This window comes from Leucobacter salsicius M1-8 (assembly GCF_000350525.1).
Lineage (GTDB): Bacteria > Actinomycetota > Actinomycetes > Actinomycetales > Microbacteriaceae > Leucobacter > Leucobacter salsicius.
The window spans coordinates 63,119-80,854 of the sequence record NZ_AOCN01000027.1 but is presented as its reverse complement, the minus strand read 5'-3'; the positions used below and the strand labels follow the sequence as shown (position 1 = coordinate 80,854).

Genomic DNA, 17,736 nt, shown 5'->3' with positions numbered 1-17,736 from the left:
CTTGAGGGGTGACGAACGACTTCTCTCAAGCGCCCGATGTGTACACCCTCGACTTCGCCGACGCGCGTCGCGAAGCAGAGCGCCTGACCGTCGAGATCGACCGGCTACGCGTCGCGTACTACTCCGAAGGCACCGGACTCGCGTCCGACGCCGAGTACGACGCGATGTTCCACCGACTCGAGGCCATTGAGCAGGCGTTTCCTGAGCTCGCCGGGCAGGACAGCCCGACCCGCGAGGTCGGCGCGCAAATTGTGTCGGCCGGGTTTCCCGAACACGAACACGCCGAACGCATGCTGAGCCTGGACAACGTGTTCTCGATTGAAGAATTTCGGGAATGGACGGAGAAGACCCGTCTCGCGGCGGGGCGGCCGGTGAAGTGGCTGAGTGAGCTGAAGATCGATGGCCTCGCCATTAACCTGGCCTACCGCAACGGCGTCCTGGAGACTGCGACGACCCGTGGCGATGGTCGGGTGGGGGAGGACATCACCGAGAACGTCGACATGATCCCCGTGATTCCTCGTCAGCTTGCCGGGTCCAACATTCCCGAGTTCTTTGAAGCGCGGGGCGAGGTCTTTCTGCGCGGTGAGGACTTCACCTGGCTCAACGAGCGCCAGCACCAGTTGCAAGCACAGTACGCCGACGAGCAGCGCGCCCGCGGCCGCGGCGAGGATCAGATCCCCGTGAAATACCCCGAGTTTGCGAACGCCCGCAACACCGCCGCGGGCAGCCTGCGGCAGCGCTCCGACAACAAGAACGACGCAGAGCTCGCGCTCATGCGCGAACGGCTCGGCAGGCTCTCAATGTACGTGCACGGGATCGGTGCCTGGTCTCACCCGGAATTTGCCAACCAGTCCGACGCATACCGGCTGCTGGGGAGCTGGGGTCTGCCCGTCTCACCCCACTCGCGAGTCTTCGACGAGGTCGAAGAGATCGAGGCATTCATCGCCGATCGCGGTGCCCACCGGCACGACGTCGAGCACGAGATCGACGGCATCGTCGTCAAGATCGATGAGCTCGCACTGCACGCCGAGCTGGGCGAGACGAGCCGTGCGCCGCGCTGGGCGATCGCGTACAAGTACCCGCCCGAGGAGGTGCACACCCAGCTGCTCGAGATTCGAGTGGGGGTAGGGCGCACCGGGCGGGCAACACCGTACGCCGTCATGGCACCCGTGAAGGTCGCCGGGTCGACTGTGAGCCAGGCCACGCTGCACAACCAGGAAGTCGTGAAGGCAAAGGGGGTGCTCATCGGAGACACCGTTGTGTTGCGCAAAGCTGGCGACGTGATCCCCGAGGTGCTCGGCGCGGTCACTGAGCTGCGTGACGGCAGCGAGATCGAGTGGCACATGCCCGAGGGCTGCCCCGAGTGCGGTGCAACGCTGCGTGCGATGAAGGAGGGCGACATTGACCTGCGTTGCCCGAACGCCCGCGCGTGCCCCGCGCAGGTGCGCGGCCGCGTCGAACATATCGGCTCGCGCGGGGCACTCGACGTTGAGGTGCTCGGCGAGATTACGGCAGCCGCACTGACCGGCCCCGAGGTGCCCGAGCGCCCGCCGCTCGAAACCGAGGCCGGCCTGTTCGACCTCACCCTTGAGGAGCTCGTGCCCATCGTCGTGATCGTGCGTGACCCCGAGACCGGCGAGCCGAAACGTGACGAAGAGACGGGCGAGCTCACGCGCCGCACCCCGTTCCAGAAGCTGGGCCCCGCCACCTACCCGCCCGGGTGGGAAAATGCGACGCCGGCCGAGCGCCGGGCCGCGGGCATCAAGAAGAACCACCGCGAGCTACAGCCGGCGAAGGACGCGGGCAAGCTGCTCGAAGAGCTCGAAAAGGCCAAGACGAAGCCCCTCTGGCGTCTCCTCGTGTCGCTCAACATTCGCCATGTCGGGCCAGTCGCCGCGCGCGCGCTCGCCGACTGGTTTGGGTCGCTCGACGCGATCCGGGCCGCGAGCCAGGAAGAGCTCGCCGAGGTCGAGGGTGTCGGCGGCATCATCGCCGAGTCCCTCAAAGCCTGGTTCGACGTTGACTGGCACGTCGACATCGTTGATCGCTGGACCGCGGCCGGGGTCCAGTGGGCCACGCCGGGCCACCCCGGCCCCGGTGCTCAGGTGCCCGAGGGCGGCGTGCTCGAGGGGCTCACGATCGTTGCAACCGGTTCGCTCGACGGGTTCACCCGGGACGGCGCGAAGGAAGCAATCATCCAGGCCGGCGGCAAGGCCGCCTCTGGCGTATCGAAGAAGACGGACTATGTCGCGGCCGGACCCGGCGCCGGATCCAAGCTCGCAAAGGCCGAGGAACTGGGGATCCCGGTGCTCGACGCCGCGCAGTTCGCGATGCTCGTGACGGAGGGGCCCGCGGCGCTTGGACTCTAGCACCCGAGGCGTCCACAGCGGGCGCGATCACGCGGATCCGATGAGTTATCCACAGATTCGAATTCGGGCCCTCTTGGGGCCCGGGACGTGGTTACGCTAAATGGACTTGCCCCGCCCCGCGTGAGCTTCGGAGGAGAACCGAGATGACGAACACCGCTGCAGTGGCAGCCCCACCAACCGCAGGTGAGGTGCCGCCGGTACGCGCGGCCTGGGCGACCACAGACCCGCTGCTCACCGAGTACTACGACACGGAGTGGGGCATGCCGGTGACCACGGAGGCCGGCGTCTTTGAGCGCCTCAGCCTTGAAGCCTTCCAGTCGGGGCTGTCATGGCTCACGATCTTGCGCAAGCGCGATGCGTTTCGGCGGGCGTTTCAAGGCTTCGATCCGAAGCAGGTTGCGGCGTATGGTGAGGCCGAAGTGGCTGAACTCATGGGCAATGCCGAGATCATTCGCAACCGACGCAAGATATGGGCCACCATCACCAACGCCCGCGCCATCCTCGAGCTGCACGCGGCGGGCGGCACGCTGTCAGAGCTCGTGTGGTCGGCGATGCCCGAGCACTCGCCCGCCCCGACGACCGACGCGCAGGTCCCCTCGACCTCCGCGGAGTCGGTCGCCCTCGCGAAAGAACTCAAGCGGCGGGGGTTTTCGTTTGTGGGTCCCACGACGCTCTACGCCCTGATGTCAGCGATGGGTATCGTCGACGTGCACCTGGTGCAGAGCCACCGCAGAGGCTGTTCGGGGCTGTGGAACGCCGACGGGTCGCGGGTGTCGCTGGCCACCGTACCCGCCCAGACGTAGCGTTCGGCTGCTACTCCGCGACGGCTCGCTAGGATAGTAGGGTTCAACGAACCTATTTCGTTCCGACGTAACGATGGAGCAGCATGCCTGAAACGCCAGCGGGCGCGAGCAGCGAGATCACGGTAGAGACCGTGCAGCATCTCGCGGGCCTCGCCCAGATCGCCCTCACCGATGAAGAGGTCAACTCACTTTCGAGTGACATTGGAGCGATTCTCACGAATATCGCCAAGGTGAGCGAGGTGGCAGCACCGGAGGTGCCCGCCACCAGCCACCCCATTCCGCTGAACAACGTGACTCGTCCCGACGTGATCACCGACCAGTTGACCCGCGAAGAGGCGCTCGCCAACGCGCCCGAAGTCTACGACGGCATGTTCCGCGTGTCCTCGATTCTCGGCGAAGAGCAGTAGGGGAGAGCCATGAGTGAATTGATTACGCTGACCGCAGCTCAGCTCGCGGGCAAGATCGCCGCCGGCGATGTTTCTGCTGTCGAGGCCGCGCAGGCCCACCTCGATCAGATCTCGGCCGTCGATGGCACGCTCAACGCGTTCCTCGCAACGCGCGCGGAGGCATCGCTCGCCGCCGCGCGCGAGGTCGATGCACGCCGCACCGCAGGTGAGACCCTCGGCGCGCTCGCCGGCGTTCCGCTCGCGGTCAAGGACGTGCTGGTCACCACCGACATGCCCGCGACTGCAGGTTCCAAGATTCTCGAGGGATACCAGTCGCCGTTTGACGCGACCGCCGTGGCCAAGGCCCGCGCCGCAGGTCTTGTCTCAATCGGCAAGACCAACATGGACGAGTTCGCCATGGGTTCGGCCACCGAGAACTCGGCATACGGTCCCACCGCCAACCCCTGGGACACGACCCGTGTTCCCGGCGGATCGGGCGGTGGTTCGGCCGCAGCCGTGGCCGCATTCCAGGCGCCCCTCGCCCTCGGCAGCGACACCGGCGGCTCCATCCGTCAGCCCGCAGCGCTCACCGGCACCGTTGGTGCAAAGCCGACCTACGGTGGCGTCAGCCGTTACGGTGCCATCGCGCTCGCGTCTTCGCTCGACCAGATTGGCCCTTGCGGCCGAGACGTGCTCGACACGGCGCTGCTGCACGATGTCATCGCCGGCCACGACGCACACGACGCAACCTCGCTCAACTTCGAGTGGCCGTCAATGGCCGCGGCTGCACTGGGCGGCGCCGATCCGGCATCGCTTAAGGGCCTGCGCGTTGGCGTCGTAAAGCAGCTGATGCTCGACGGCGTGCAGCCCGGCGTGAAGGCACGCTTCGATGAAACGCTCGCCATGATCACCGCCGCAGGAGCCGAGATCGTCGAGATCGACGCGCCGCACTTCGAGTACGCGGTGGCCGCGTACTACCTGATCCTGCCCGCCGAGGCTTCGAGCAACCTTGCAAAGTACGACTCGGTTCGCTTCGGTATGCGCGTGACTCCCGACGCCGGCGGCACCGTCCAGGACGTCATGAGCGCGACGCGCGCCGCGGGCTTTGGTCCCGAGGTTAAGCGCCGCATCATCCTCGGCACCTACGCCCTGTCGGCCGGTTACTACGACGCGTACTACGGCAGCGCGCAGAAGGTCCGCACGCTGATTCAGCGCGACTTCGCGGCCGCCTTCGAGCAGGTCGACGTCATCATGTCGCCCACCGCCCCCACGACCGCATGGAACCTGGGCACGCACAACGCAGATCCGATGCAGGATTACATCAACGACGCCACCACCATTCCCGCGAACCTCGCGGGTCTGCCCGGCATTAGCCTGCCCATCGGCACGGCAGCAGAAGACGGCCTGCCCGTCGGACTGCAGATCATTGCCCCCGCCTACGAGGACGCACGCATGTATCGCGCGGGTGCCGCTGTTGAGCAGCTCATCACTGCGCGCGACGGCTCACCGTTCTGGACTCAGGCCCCCGCACTCGCAGGCAGCATGGCACGAAAGGCAGCGAACTAATGGCAAAGACCAAGCTGATGAGCTTCGAGGAAGCCCTCGAACGCTTCGAGCCGGTGATCGGCCTCGAGGTGCACGTAGAGCTCAACACGAAGACCAAGATGTTCTCTTCGGCCCCCAATACCTTCGGAGCCGAGCCGAACACGAACCTGACGCCGGTCTGCCTCGGGCTTCCGGGCGCAATGCCCGTCGTCAACGATGAGGCCGTGCGCTACTCGATCCGCCTGGGGCTCGCCCTGGGGTGCGAGATCGCAGAGGTGTCGGGCTTCGCCCGCAAGAACTACTTCTACCCCGACATGTCGAAGAACTATCAGATCTCGCAGTTCGATGATCCGATCGCTCACGACGGCGAGGTCGAGATCGAGCTCGCTTCGGGTCGCGTGATCAACGTGCCCATCGAGCGCGCGCACATGGAGGAGGACGCCGGCAAGCTGAACCACGTTGGTGGTTCGACTGGCCGCATCCAGGGCGCCGAGTACTCGCTCGTTGATTACAACCGCGCGGGCGTTCCGCTCGTCGAGATTGTGACTCGCCCCATCTTCGGCGGCGAGGCCGACACCCCCGAGGTCGCCTCGGCCTATGTCTCGGTGATCCGTGACATGGTTATCGCGCTTGGTATCTCTGACGCACGCATGGAGCGCGGTAACATTCGCTGCGACGCAAACGTTTCGCTGCGCCCCCGCGGCAACGAGGACGCCGGCATGAGCGTACTGGGCACGCGCACCGAGACGAAGAATGTGAACTCGCTGCGCTCGATCGAGCGTGCGGTGCGGTTCGAGATTCAGCGCCAGGCCGCAATTCTCGCGGAGGGTGGTTCGATCACCCAGGAGACGCGTCACTGGCATGAAGACACCGGCGAGACCTCGCCCGGCCGCCCTAAGAGCGACGCCGACGACTACCGCTACTTCCCTGAGCCCGATCTCTCGCCGCTCACGCCCTCACGCGAGCTGGTCGAGGAGCTACGAGCAACGCTTCCCGAGCATCCCACGTTGCGCACGCGTCGCCTGCGCAACGAATGGAAGTTCTCGACGCTCGAGTACCAGGACGTGGTGAACGCGGGCCTCGTCGGCGCCATCGAGAACACCGTCGCCGCCGGCGTTCCCGCCCAGACCGCACGTAAGTGGTGGACGGGCGAGATCGCACGTATCGCAAACGAGCGTTCGGTCCAGCCCATCGACCTGATCACGCCCGCGCAGATCGTGTCTGTGGTCGAGCTCGTTGACGCGGGAACGCTTAACGACAAGCTCGCCCGCCAGGTGTTGCAGGGTGTCATCGACGGCGAGGGCACCGCAGCGGAGATCGTCGAGGCCCGCGGCCTCGCGATCGTCTCCGACGACGGCCCGCTGATCGAAGCCATCGACGCTGCGCTCGCGCAGCAGCCCGACGTGCTCGAGAAGATTCGTGACGGCAAGGTCCAGGCCGCCGGTGCGGTCATCGGTTCCGTCATGAAGGCGATGCGCGGCCAGGCCGACGCGGCCCGCGTGCGCGAGCTCGTGCTGGAGCGCGCAGCACAGTAGTCCCCCTACAGTATGCAATAGAGCCCGGATCGTTATGATCCGGGCTCTATTGCATTTGGTGAGTGAGGGCTACTGTGGCCACATGAACACGTCAGCCGCTCGATCGTGACAGGTGCCGGTGCGGGGGTGGCGTGTGCTCGGCACGTTGCCATTCGCGGTCACCATCTTTGTCTTCGTGAACGGGCTCTACATCCTGCTCGTGGCGTTTGGCAACATTACCGACTACAGCACGAATTTCGCCTTCGTGCAGCATGTCCTGTCGATGGACACCACCAACTTCGGGCAGCCGCCGGGCGAAGGCCTGGACCCCGACGTGATGTGGCACGCCATCGACAACCCCGTGATGTGGAACCTGGGGTACATCGCCATCATCGTGCTCGAGACGGCCGCCGCGGTCGCACTCATCGTGGGGTTCGTGCTGCTACTCCGCGCGTGCTTTAGTTCGGCCTCGTTTGACGCAGGCCGCACCTGGGCCAGTATCGGATTGCTGCTCATCGTGCTGCTGTTCGCCGGCGGATTCATTGCAGTGGGCGGCGAATGGTTCCAGATGTGGCGCTCACAAGCTTGGAATGGACTCGACACCGCGATCCGAAACATCATGATCTCCGGTATTGGCCTCGTGCTGCTGCACCTGCCCAGTGCCCAGTGGCGGCGGGGGGAGACGCCCGTAACAGAGTGATCGCTCCGCAGCGATGAAATGCGACAAGGCCGCTACCCGCCAGTGTGAACTAGCTGGGTAGCGGCCTTGAACGTGGTACCGGATACGGGACTCGAACCCGTACACCTTTCGGCAGCGCATTTTGAGTGCGCCGTGTCTGCCAATTCCACCAATCCGGCAAATATTCTGTTGTGCTGATGATTCTAGTGCGCCCAATACGGGCGCATCACCAAAGAACACACTATCGCAGGACGGCCGCGGCGCAAGAATCGAACCGCCCAGCTTCGACACTCAAACTCCAGCCCCAATGTCAAGCGGCCTTGGGGCACACCCTGAGTATCTTCAGCAACATTCAAAGTAACAATGTCGTAAACTAGGGGGGTGAATGACCAGAGCACTGCCCCGAGCGCTTCGCGACGCGTTGTCGTCGCGGAAGACGAGTCCCTGATCCGCCTCGACATCGTTGAAACGCTTCGCGACAATGGCTTCGACGTAGTTGGTGAGGCCGGCGACGGTGAAGAGGCCGTGCGCCTCGTCGAAGAGCTGCGCCCTGACGTCGTTGTGATGGATGTCAAGATGCCCAAGCTTGACGGCATCTCTGCCGCTGAGCAGATCAACAAGGACAACATCGCTCCCGTCGTACTGCTGACTGCGTTCAGCCAGACCGAGCTCGTGAAGCGTGCCAGCGAAGCAGGCGCCCTCGCGTACGTTGTGAAGCCCTTTACCCCCGCTGACCTGATCCCCGCGATCGAAATCGCGCTCTCGCGCTTCGAGCAGATCACGACGCTCGAGAACGAGGTTGCTGACCTCGCCGAGCGCTTCGAGACCCGCAAGCTCGTTGATCGTGCCAAGGGCATCCTGAACGACAAGATGGGCCTGTCCGAGCCCGAGGCGTTTCGCTGGATCCAGAAGGCGTCGATGGATCGCCGCCTCACGATGCAGGACGTCGCGAAGACCATCATCGACCAGCTCGGCCCGAAGAAGGACGCGTAAGCGTTTCTGCCGGTTCTGAGTAAGGCGTAGAAAAGCGGCCCGGGGATTTCCCCGGGCCGCTTTCGTGTACCTGTGCTTCGAGTGCGCGCTTGGTCTGCTGGCTAGGCTGTCCGCCAGGCTGCTCGCTAGGAGATGCGCTTGTAGAAGTTCGTGATGCGCACGGTCGAGCAGCGGTTGCCCGCCTCGTCGCTGATGACGATCTCGTGCACTGCGACCGAGCGGCCCAGCTTGATTGGGGTGCACACGCCCGTGACGATGCCGGATCGGGCCGAACCCGTGTGCGTGGCATTGATCTCCAATCCCACTGCGACGTGCCCCTCGGGGGCCATGAGATTGGCGTGCATCGATCCGAGTGTTTCACCCAGCACGAGGTATGCGCCGCCGTGGAGCAGCATGATCGGCTGCGTGTTGCCCTCGACCGGCATGGTCGCTACGGCACGCTGCGACGTGAACTCGAGAAACTCGATCCCCATCTTGTCGGCGAGGGCACCGAGGCCGCGCTCGCGGATGTAGTCGAGGGCATCCGCTGCCGCAGTCGCACCTAGTGCGCCGGCCTGGTAGCTGAGAGTGGCATCTGACATCGAGAGAATAGGCCTTTCGAAAGAGCTACACCCCGCGCGCTCGTCGGCGGCGGCTTGTAGGCTGGAGTCGTGTCGAATACGCCCCAGCCTACTCTCATGATCATTGACGGCCACTCGTTGGCCTTCCGAGCCTTTTACGCGCTGCCGGTTGATAGTTTTCAAACTCAGACCGGGCAGCACACGAACGCCATTCACGGGTTCATTGCGATGTTGATCAACCTGCTGGGCAACGAAAAGCCCGACTCCCTCGCGGTCGCGTTCGATATTTCGCGCCACTCTTTCCGCACCGAAGAGTACCCCGAGTACAAGGGCACTCGCGGCGAGACTCCGGTCGAGTTCAAGGGGCAAATCCCGCTGCTGCAGGAGGCACTGCACGCGATGGGCATTACGACCATCGAAAAAGAAAACTACGAGGCTGACGACGTCCTCGCCACGCTGGCGACGCAGGGCGCCGAGGCGGGATACCGCGTGCTCGTCGTGAGCGGTGACCGCGACACGATTCAGCTCGTTGACGACCGCATCACGCTGCTCTATCCCTCAAAGCAAGGCGTAAGCGAGCTCACCCGCTACGACGGCGCAAAGGTCATGGAGCGCTACGGTGTGCGCCCCGAGCAGTACCCCGAGATCGCCGCGCTCGTTGGGGAGACTAGCGACAACCTGCCCGGTGTGCCCCGCGTGGGCGAGAAGACCGCGGTGAAGTGGATCAACCAGTTCGGATCGCTTGAGGAAATCCTGCGTCGCCAGGACGAGATCGGTGGCAAGGTCGGCGAGAGTCTGCGCGAGCACGCGCACCTCGCCGAGCGCAATCGCCGGCTCAACCGGTTGGTGCGTGACGTCGAGCTCGACGTCACCGTCGACGAACTGAAGCTTGGGCAGACCGACATGGACGCGGTCGCAGAGGTGTTCGCGCGACTCGAGTTCCGCACCCTGCTGCAGCGAGTCGCCAAGCTCTCGGGCACCGAGGTGTCGCACGATCCGGCACAGCCCGCGGCTCCGCTTGCACCCGAGCGCCCCGAGGCTAAGCACCTGATCGACGAGGAGTTGGGGGACTGGCTTGCCAAGAACCCGAGCCCCGCGGTCCTGATCCGCGAGGGGCTTGCCGGGCTCGAGGTCGGCATCGCGACCGAAACCGCCTCGGTCAGGTTTGACTGGATCGTGGGCGGCCTCGATTACGGCCAGTTCGAGGCGTGGCTTGCATCCGACTCGCCTAAGGTGTTCTTTGATGCGAAGGCCCAGCTTGAGCTGGCGCAGCGCGCGGGGGCTGCCGTGGGCGGAATCGCTGGCGACCTGCTGCTCGCGGCCTGGTTGCTGCGGCCCGCGACAGCTGAGAAGAACATCGCCGATGCGGTGTTGCGCTTCCTGGGAGAAGAGGTTCCCGAGGGCGACCCGAACCAGCTGGTGCCCGACGAAGAGAACACTGCTGATGCCGCGGCCCTCGCCTGGTACATCGTGCGGGCGCACGCCGTGGCCGTGTCGCGGTTCGAGTCGCGTACGGGCGAGATCTACACCGACATCGAGCTGCCGCTCGTTCCGGTGCTCGCGGCCCTCGAAACCCGCGGCGTCGAGATCGACCTGCCGCTGCTCGAGGCGCACCAGGCCGAGCTGAAGGATCGCGTGGCCGAGCTGCAGCAGCGCGCCTTTGACGCGATCGGTCGCGAGGTGAACCTGTCGTCGCCCAAGCAACTTCAGGAGGTGCTCTTCGAGCAGCTCGACATGCCCAAGACGCGCAAGACCAAGAGCGGGTACACGACCGACGCCGCGGCTCTCGCCGACCTGCAGCAGAAGAACCCGCACCCGTTTCTTGATGCGCTGCTGTCGCACCGCGAAGCCAACAAGATGCGGCAGATGGTCGAGACCCTCATCAAGGCCGTGGACGACGGCGGGCGCATTCACACGACGCTCGTGCAGACGGGCTCGAGCACCGGGCGGCTGTCGTCGACCGACCCGAACCTGCAAAACATTCCCGTGCGCTCGGAGGAGGGCCGCCGCATTCGCGAGGCGTTCATCCACGCGCCCGAGTTCGACACGCTCATGACGGCCGACTACTCGCAGATCGAAATGCGCATCATGGCTGACCTGTCGCAGGACGAGGGACTGATCGAGGCGTTCAACGCGGGCGAGGACCTGCACCGCTTCGTCGGTTCGCGCATCTTCGGCGTGGAACCCGCCGACGTCACGAACGAGATGCGCTCGAAGGTCAAGGCCATGAGCTACGGCCTGGCATACGGGCTCTCTGCTTTTGGTCTGTCAAAGCAGCTGGGTATCTCGGCGGCCGAGGCCAAGCAGCTCATGATGGACTACTTCGAGCGCTTCGGCGGCGTGCGCGACTACCTGCGTTCGGTCGTGGAGCAGGCGAAGCGTGACAACTTCACCGAGACGATCTTTGGTCGCCGCCGTCCCTTCCCCGATCTCGCGAGCCCCAACCGGATCCTGCGCGAGAACGCCGAGCGCGCGGCATTGAATGCGCCCATTCAGGGGTCGGCCGCCGACATCATCAAGATCGCCATGATTGCGGTCGAGCGTCGCATGCGTGCGGCGGGCCTGCAGTCGCGCATGCTGCTTCAGATCCACGATGAGCTGATGTTCGAGGTCTCGGCGGGCGAGTGGGACGAGCTTGAGGCGATTGTGCGCGAGGAGATGGCCGGGGCGGCGAATCTCGCTGTGCCGCTCGAGGTGCAGGTCGGGCACGGCGCGAACTGGAACGCCGCGGCACACTAGCGAGCGCGCTGAGTCACGCGCGAGCGCACGCGCGCACAGCGGAGCGGGGCGACGGTTCTTCTGAACCGTCGCCCCGCTCGTGTGTCTCCCGGACGCTAAGCCGGCCTAAACCCGGTGGTTGGGGGCGGCGGCGCGTGCCGGATCATAAGATGCCGCGTGACGGAGTAATCGAGCAGCGGCTCGATCGACATGTCCTTGCCGAACCCCGATCCCTTGACCCCGCCGTGCGGCGCCTCGGACGCGATCGGGAGGTGATCATTGATCCAGGTCACCCCGACATCGAGCTGGTGGCTCACGCGCACCGCGCGGGCCACGTCGCTCGTCCAGATCGACGACGCCAGCCCGTAGGCATTGTCGTTGGCGAGCGCAACGGCCTCGTCCTCGGTATCGAACGGCAGCACTACGAGCACCGGGCCAAAGACCTCGCCCTGCACGATCCCAGAGCGCTGTTCGGCCCCGACGATGAGCGTGGGCGGGTAGAAGTAGCCCGGCCCGTCGAGCGGGGCGCCACCGAAGAGCACCTCTGCACCCGCGTCGACCGCGCCAGCGACGAAGCCGTGCACGCGATTGCGGTGCTCGGCCGAGATGAGCGGACCGATGTGGGTTGACGGGTCGCTCGGCACCCCGACCACAATCTGGCCGAGCTGCGCGCGCAGCGCGGCTACGGCGTCGTCATACCTGCTGCGGTGTACGTAGACGCGGGTGGCCGCCGTGCAGTCCTGGCCCGTGTTGTAGGTGCCGCCCAGCGCGATGGCGTGCGCCATATGCGAGAGGTCGGCGTCCTCGAACACGAGCACCGGGGCCTTGCCCCCGAGTTCGAGGTGCACGCGCTTCACCCGGTCGACGGCCCCCGCCATGACGGCCTTGCCCGTGCGGGTGGAGCCGGTCACACTCACCATATCGATGTGGGACGACGCGACCAGCTGCTCCCCGGCGGCCGCCCCTCCGGTGATGACTGAGAGGGCGCCATCGGGTAGACCGGCCGCCGTCGCCAGCTCGGCGAGCATGAGCGTCGTACGCGGCGTCTGCTGCGACGGTTTCAGCACGACTGCGTTGCCTGCGGCGAGGGCGGGCCCCGCCTTCCACAGCGCCATGATGAGTGGAAAGTTCCACGGCGTGATGCCGCCGACGGTGCCCACGGGCCGACGCGTCAGCACCGAGGTGTAACCCTCGCTGAATGTGCCGGCACCGGTGCCATCGAGCGAGCGCGCGGCGCCCGCGAAGAACCGGAGGTTGTCGGCCGCAAACGGGATCTCGCCGTCGTGGATGGTGGTGAGGGGCACACCCCGCTCGGCAACCTCGAGTTCCGACAGCTCCACCGCGTGCTCCTCGATCGCGTCCGCGAGGCGCAGCAACACCCGGGCACGGGCCCCGGGCGTCTGCCCAGCCCACAGGGGCTGCGCGGCGCGCGCGGCCGCGGTTGCCCGCTCAATATCTGCGGGAGTCGATTCGCGTACGGACGCAATGGGCTCGCCCGTCGCCGGATCAATGAGTTCGCGCACATTGCCGTCGGCGGACGACCCGGGGGACCCGGCAATATAGCTGCCGTTGATCATCAGGCGATCACTTTGATGCTGGCGGTGGCGGGATTGCTCTGCCGGCCCGACAGCGCGAGCTCTTCGAGGAGGTCCGCGGCCCGGCGCAGCCCATCACGGGAGCGAATCCGCTCGCCCGCGGCCTGGACGCGTGCCAACAGCTCGTCGTCGCCCAGCACATCGGTGATCGCGTGCTTGAGATCCTCATCGGTGAACGCGTAGGTGGGGAGCCTGCGGCCGTACCCCTTTTCGTGCACGCGCTGCGCGTTGTCGTACTGGTCCCAGAACAGGGGCAGCAGCACCATGGGCTTACCGAAGTGCATGGACTCGGTTACCGTGTTGTTGCCGCCGTGGGTGATCACGAGATCCGAGCGCGGAATCAGCTTGGTCTGTGGCAGAAACTCGGCCCCGAACATGTTGTCGGCGAGCGTGATCTCGTCGTGCAGTGGGCCCTTCGACACAATGACGTACACGTCCATGGTGGCTAGCACCGAGAGGATGCGGTTCATGAGGGCGACGTCGGCGCTGCCGAGGGAGCCCAGCGAGAAGTAAATCAGGGGGCGCTCGCCTGAGGTAAACGCCTCGGGCAGTTCGATGTTGACGTCGGTCTCGCGCACCGACGAATCAATGCGGTGCCACGCACTGGCACGGGTAGTCGATCGCGTGAGCGTCGAATCCTTGACGCGAGCAGCCGGGCGTGTCGCCGCTTGTCTAAGTGGACCTGGGCGGGGTAAGCTGGGGTGTCACATTTGTGGCGACCAACCAAGTCCAATGTGGGAGTGCCTAGCGGGTTTCGACGTGTCGAAATTCGGCCCAAAGAGTGGTGCACACCCGCCTGAATATCCTGTCCATCTGGAGACCAATTTCATGACGAACGTAACGACTGCTAGCAAGCAGGTTGCAGTAAACGACATCGGCTCGGCCGAAGATTTCCTTGCAGCAGTCGAACTGACTATTAAGTCCTTCAACGACGGCGACCTCATCGAGGGCACCGTTGTGAAGATTGACCGCGACGAGGTGCTCCTCGACGTCGGATTCAAGACCGAGGGCGTCATTCCCTCGCGCGAGCTGTCCATCAAGCATGACGTGAACCCCGACGAGGTCGTTCAGGTCGGCGACGCCGTTGAGGCACTCGTGCTCCAGAAGGAGGACAAGGAAGGCCGTCTGATCCTGTCCAAGAAGCGCGCTCAGTACGAGCGTGCCTGGGGCGACGTGGAGAAGATCAAGGAGACCGAGGGTGTCGTCACCGGCACCGTCATTGAGGTTGTCAAGGGCGGCCTCATCGTTGACATCGGCCTGCGTGGCTTCCTCCCCGCATCGCTCATCGAGCTGCGTCGTGTACGCGACCTGACCCCGTACCTGGGCCAGGAGATCGAGGCGAAGATCCTCGAGCTCGACAAGAACCGCAACAACGTGGTGCTCTCGCGCCGCGCGCTGCTCGAGGAGACGCAGTCGGCAACGCGCTCGTCGTTCCTCGCAGAGCTCAAGCCCGGCCAGGTTCGCAAGGGTGTTATCTCGTCGATCGTCAACTTCGGTGCGTTCGTCGACCTGGGTGGCGTGGACGGCCTCGTGCACGTCTCCGAGCTCTCCTGGAAGCACATCGAGCACGCATCTGACGTGGTCGAGGTTGGCCAGGAAGTTACCGTCGAGGTTCTCTCGGTGGAGCTGGACCGCGAGCGCGTTTCGCTCTCGCTCAAGGCTACGCAGGAAGATCCCTGGCAGGTATTCGCCCGCACCCACGCGATCGGCCAGATCGCACCGGGTCAGGTCACCAAGCTCGTTCCCTTCGGCGCGTTCGTTCGCGTTGCAGACGGCATCGAGGGCCTCGTGCACATCTCCGAGCTCTCGGATCAGCACGTTGAGCTCGCCGAGCAGGTTGTGTCCGCAGGACAGAACGTGTTCGTCAAGATCATCGACATCGATCTCGAGCGCCGCCGCATCTCGCTCAGCCTCAAGCAGGCTAACGAGGGCGTCGACCCCGAGGGCACCGAGTTCGATCCGGCTCTCTACGGTATGACCACCGAGTACGACGAGAACGGTGAGTACAAGTACCCCGAGGGCTTCGATCCCGAGACGCAGGAGTGGAAGGACGGCTTCGAGTCGCAGCGCGAGAAGTGGGAGCAGGAGTACGCTGCTGCCCAGGATCGCTGGGAGGCTCACAAGAAGCAGGTCGCCGAGATGGCTGCCGAGGCAGCTGCGGCTCCCGCAGCTCCCGCACCCTCCTCGACGTTCTCGAGCGATTCGGCAACGACCGGCGCACTCGCCGACGACGCCGCGCTTGCAGCACTCAAGGCGCAGCTCGAGGGCAACTAATTGCCCCCTACTGCCTGAGCGCGGCCACCGTGCTCAGGCAGTAGAGCTGTAACGCAGTAACACGAAGGCCCGGGCCCCGAAAGGGGACCGGGCCTTCGGTGTTTGTGGCGCTAGTGGCGACCGGGTGGAGCAGGCCTTATGCGATGCGCGTGCGACGCGCGCGTCGCTCAGCGAGAGCCCGGCGCAGCCTGCGTGCAAGCCACACGATCGCCGCAACAAGCGCGATCAGCGCGAGCACAGGCACCACGACCGCGAGCACGGTCAAGGCCACCGCACCAATGTCCTCAAGCGTGCTGACCGCCGCGGCGCCAGCGCCAGCGGTCACCAGATTGAGCGCCGGCCTCGCGATGGCCTTGAGGAGGTGCGGCACAAGCGCGACGAGAATCCCCAGCGCAAACGGCCAAACCTGGGCCGACGTGATAAACGCTGCGGGATCCGATACTGCCACGGTCTCGCTCGCCGAGCCTGCGCTGAAGGCAAGCCCGCCGGCGGCGGGCCGAATAGCGGTCTGCACGACGTCATTGACGGTGTCGAGTGCGGGCACCTTGTCCACGATGATCTCGATTACGAGCAGTACGGCGACGATGCCGAGGCTCCACTCGTTCGCGAGCCACGACCAGCCGTCGGGAAGATCGACGAGCGAGGTGAATCGGGCCATCAGGCCGAGCCCCAGCAGCGGGATGTAGGCGTTGAGGCCTGCCGACGCGGCGAGCACCGTGCCGGTGATGAGTTCAAGCATGAGGTTCCTCCCGCTGCAACTCTAATCGTCGCGCACGCATTCCCAATAGCGCACCCGATAAGGTGTGGGCATGTTTATTGTCGCACTCACAGGCGGAATTGCCGCGGGTAAATCGACGATCGGTGACCAGCTTGCCGAGTTGGGAGCGATCCGGATCGATGCGGATCAGCTCGCGCGCGAGGCCGTCGAACCCGGCTCGCCAGGGCTCGCGCGCATCGTCGAGCGGTTTGGTGCGGGGGTGCTTGCCCAGGGCGGTGGACTCAACCGACCCGAGCTGGGCAAGGTCGTGTTTGCGGACCCGGAGGCACTGGCTGATCTCAACGGGATCGTGCACCCCGAGGTGCAGCGCCTGCTCGACGAGCGCATTGATGCGGTGCGGGGTACGGCTGACATCGTGGTCTATGAGGTCCCGCTCCTCGCCGAGTCGGGAGCGCACGGTGCGCGTCGGTGGGATCTCGTCGTGACGGCCGAGGCGCCCATCGAGACACGGGTTGCCCGCATGCGCGAGCTGCGTGGAATGAGTGAGGTCGAGGCTCGCGCGCGCATCGCGAACCAGGCCGATGAAGCGAAGCGACGGTCGATCGCCGACGTCGTCATCGAGACCGGGGGGACGCCCGAAGAAACGCGCGCGCAGGTAGCCGATCTGTGGGCGAGCATCCAGGGCCGGACGTTTGCCGCTCCTGAGTAGGAACCGCAGGGAGCGCCTAGGCGCGGGAGAACTCCGCGATCCAGTCGAGCTGTACCTGGGCCAGGAAGGCGATTGCGATGACGCAGATCAGCACGAGTACCCAGGCCCACGACCGCAGCTGCGTGAACAGTGCCCGAGTGCGCGGGCTCACGGCTACCTCGCCTGACGCGTACGGGTGCGGCAGCGTGAACCAGAACAACGGAATCGTCACGCTCCAGACAACCATGCACCACGGGCAGAGGGTGCCCAGCACGAACACACTTTGGCTAAACAGCCAGAACACGAAGACGATGCCGAGTAGCAAGCCGACTTGGTAGGTCACCCAGAACCAGCGTGAGAACCGAGCTCCCGCAAGCAACGCGGCGCCCACAAACATTGGCGCCATGAAAGCGGCTACACCGATGATTGTGTTGCTGAACCCGAGGATCGACCCCTGCCACGAATCCATGTTGGGGCCGCACGTCACCAGAATACTGACGTTGCAGTTCGGAACGTAGTCGGTCAGCTGCAGCGTTTTGATGTACTCGGTGAGGAGCTCAAACGAGGCGAACCACCCCACCGCACCAGCGACCAGGGAGAAAATGGCAAATGCAACCGGGCGCGAGTTTCGACGTGATTCGACGTGCATGAGGCGAGCTTACTGCGCTGGGCTGCGCAAACCTTTGAAGGCACCCCGCGGCGCCGCGAAGTCTCCCCGTAGAGAACTCACGTGGCAATCATGCGCCGCGCAGCTGTCCCGTGACATAATGGATGCGGTGTGAAGCGTGCAGATAGCGCCGAACACGCACAGTCTTTTGGCGGTCTCCTGACCGCCACCGGTCCCAGAGCGACCGAGCGCGAGTGCCGCGGCCTCGCGGGGAACAACATGAGCGG

Annotated in this window: 15 protein-coding genes and 1 tRNA gene; 10 read left to right on the top strand and 6 right to left on the bottom strand. The window is 65.2% G+C overall.

Annotated features, from left to right (window positions below):
- Window positions 1-8: 8 nt before the first annotated feature.
- The 6 genes from ligA (at window position 9) to C795_RS0114035 (ending at window position 7,317) form a co-directional block, all read left to right on the top strand.
- Window positions 9-2,369: an NAD-dependent DNA ligase LigA gene (ligA, locus tag C795_RS0114060; RefSeq protein ID WP_017794384.1), complete on the top strand. Its 2,361-nt coding sequence runs from the start codon at window positions 9-11 to the stop codon at window positions 2,367-2,369.
- 143 nt (window positions 2,370-2,512) lie between these two features.
- Window positions 2,513-3,172: a DNA-3-methyladenine glycosylase I gene (locus C795_RS0114055; RefSeq protein ID WP_017794383.1), complete on the top strand. Its 660-nt coding sequence runs from the start codon at window positions 2,513-2,515 to the stop codon at window positions 3,170-3,172.
- An 83-nt stretch (window positions 3,173-3,255) separates the two neighbouring features.
- Window positions 3,256-3,579: an Asp-tRNA(Asn)/Glu-tRNA(Gln) amidotransferase subunit GatC gene (gatC, locus tag C795_RS0114050; protein WP_017794382.1), complete on the top strand. Its 324-nt coding sequence runs from the start codon at window positions 3,256-3,258 to the stop codon at window positions 3,577-3,579.
- A 9-nt stretch (window positions 3,580-3,588) separates the two neighbouring features.
- Window positions 3,589-5,124 carry an Asp-tRNA(Asn)/Glu-tRNA(Gln) amidotransferase subunit GatA gene (gatA, locus tag C795_RS0114045; RefSeq protein WP_026139703.1) on the top strand — a complete coding sequence of 512 codons (1,536 nt, stop codon included), beginning with the start codon at window positions 3,589-3,591 and terminating at the stop codon, window positions 5,122-5,124.
- Window positions 5,124-6,638 carry an Asp-tRNA(Asn)/Glu-tRNA(Gln) amidotransferase subunit GatB gene (gene gatB / locus C795_RS0114040; protein ID WP_017794380.1) on the top strand — a complete coding sequence of 505 codons (1,515 nt, stop codon included), beginning with the start codon at window positions 5,124-5,126 and terminating at the stop codon, window positions 6,636-6,638. The genes gatA and gatB overlap by 1 nt, the downstream gene beginning before the upstream one ends.
- Window positions 6,639-6,771: 133 nt before the next feature.
- Window positions 6,772-7,317 carry a DUF2165 domain-containing protein gene (locus C795_RS0114035; protein WP_232225500.1) on the top strand — a complete coding sequence of 182 codons (546 nt, stop codon included), beginning with the start codon at window positions 6,772-6,774 and terminating at the stop codon, window positions 7,315-7,317.
- Between the two features lie 73 nt (window positions 7,318-7,390).
- Here C795_RS0114035 and C795_RS0114030 read toward each other — a convergent pair.
- Window positions 7,391-7,475, bottom strand: a tRNA-Leu gene (locus C795_RS0114030).
- Between the two features lie 202 nt (window positions 7,476-7,677).
- Here C795_RS0114030 and C795_RS0114025 point away from each other — a divergent pair.
- Window positions 7,678-8,289, top strand: coding sequence for an ANTAR domain-containing response regulator (locus C795_RS0114025; RefSeq protein ID WP_017794378.1), 612 nt, complete (start codon window positions 7,678-7,680; stop codon window positions 8,287-8,289).
- Between the two features lie 125 nt (window positions 8,290-8,414).
- Here the strand turns inward: C795_RS0114025 and C795_RS0114020 are convergent, their stop codons facing one another.
- A complete protein-coding gene (locus C795_RS0114020; RefSeq protein WP_017794377.1) occupies window positions 8,415-8,870 on the bottom strand; it encodes a hotdog fold thioesterase in 456 nt (151 codons plus the stop codon).
- Window positions 8,871-8,966: 96 nt separating this feature from the next.
- Between C795_RS0114020 and polA the strand changes: the two genes are divergently transcribed.
- On the top strand, window positions 8,967-11,588 hold the full coding sequence (gene polA, locus C795_RS0114015) for a DNA polymerase I (RefSeq protein WP_017794376.1): 2,622 nt from the start codon (window positions 8,967-8,969) through the stop codon (window positions 11,586-11,588).
- A gap of 95 nt (window positions 11,589-11,683) precedes the next feature.
- Here polA and C795_RS0114010 read toward each other — a convergent pair whose 3' ends face one another.
- Both C795_RS0114010 and C795_RS16170 read right to left on the bottom strand, forming a co-directional pair.
- Window positions 11,684-13,144 carry an aminobutyraldehyde dehydrogenase gene (locus tag C795_RS0114010; RefSeq protein ID WP_017794375.1) on the bottom strand — a complete coding sequence of 487 codons (1,461 nt, stop codon included), beginning with the start codon at window positions 13,142-13,144 and terminating at the stop codon, window positions 11,684-11,686.
- Window positions 13,144-13,740, bottom strand: coding sequence for a glycosyltransferase (locus tag C795_RS16170; RefSeq protein ID WP_017794374.1), 597 nt, complete (start codon window positions 13,738-13,740; stop codon window positions 13,144-13,146). The genes C795_RS0114010 and C795_RS16170 overlap by 1 nt, the downstream gene beginning before the upstream one ends.
- A 250-nt stretch (window positions 13,741-13,990) precedes the next feature.
- Here C795_RS16170 and rpsA point away from each other — a divergent pair, with 250 nt between their 5' ends.
- Window positions 13,991-15,436 (top strand): 30S ribosomal protein S1, encoded by a 1,446-nt coding sequence (gene rpsA, locus C795_RS0114000; protein ID WP_017794373.1) that lies wholly within the window; start codon window positions 13,991-13,993, stop codon window positions 15,434-15,436.
- A 136-nt stretch (window positions 15,437-15,572) separates the two neighbouring features.
- On the opposite strand, the gene C795_RS0113995 is transcribed toward rpsA, so the two are convergent.
- Window positions 15,573-16,175, bottom strand: a complete 603-nt coding sequence (locus C795_RS0113995; RefSeq protein WP_017794372.1) for a DUF4126 domain-containing protein — start codon at window positions 16,173-16,175, stop codon at window positions 15,573-15,575.
- A 70-nt stretch (window positions 16,176-16,245) separates the two neighbouring features.
- On the opposite strand from C795_RS0113995, the gene coaE reads away from it, so the two are divergent.
- Window positions 16,246-16,863, top strand: coding sequence for a dephospho-CoA kinase (coaE, locus tag C795_RS0113990; RefSeq protein ID WP_017794371.1), 618 nt, complete (start codon window positions 16,246-16,248; stop codon window positions 16,861-16,863).
- A 16-nt stretch (window positions 16,864-16,879) separates the two neighbouring features.
- Here the strand turns inward: coaE and C795_RS0113985 are convergent, their stop codons facing one another.
- The gene (locus C795_RS0113985; protein ID WP_017794370.1) at window positions 16,880-17,491 is read right to left on the bottom strand and encodes a vitamin K epoxide reductase family protein; all 612 of its coding nucleotides are present in this window, start codon (window positions 17,489-17,491) and stop codon (window positions 16,880-16,882) included.
- Window positions 17,492-17,736: the final 245 nt, after the last annotated feature.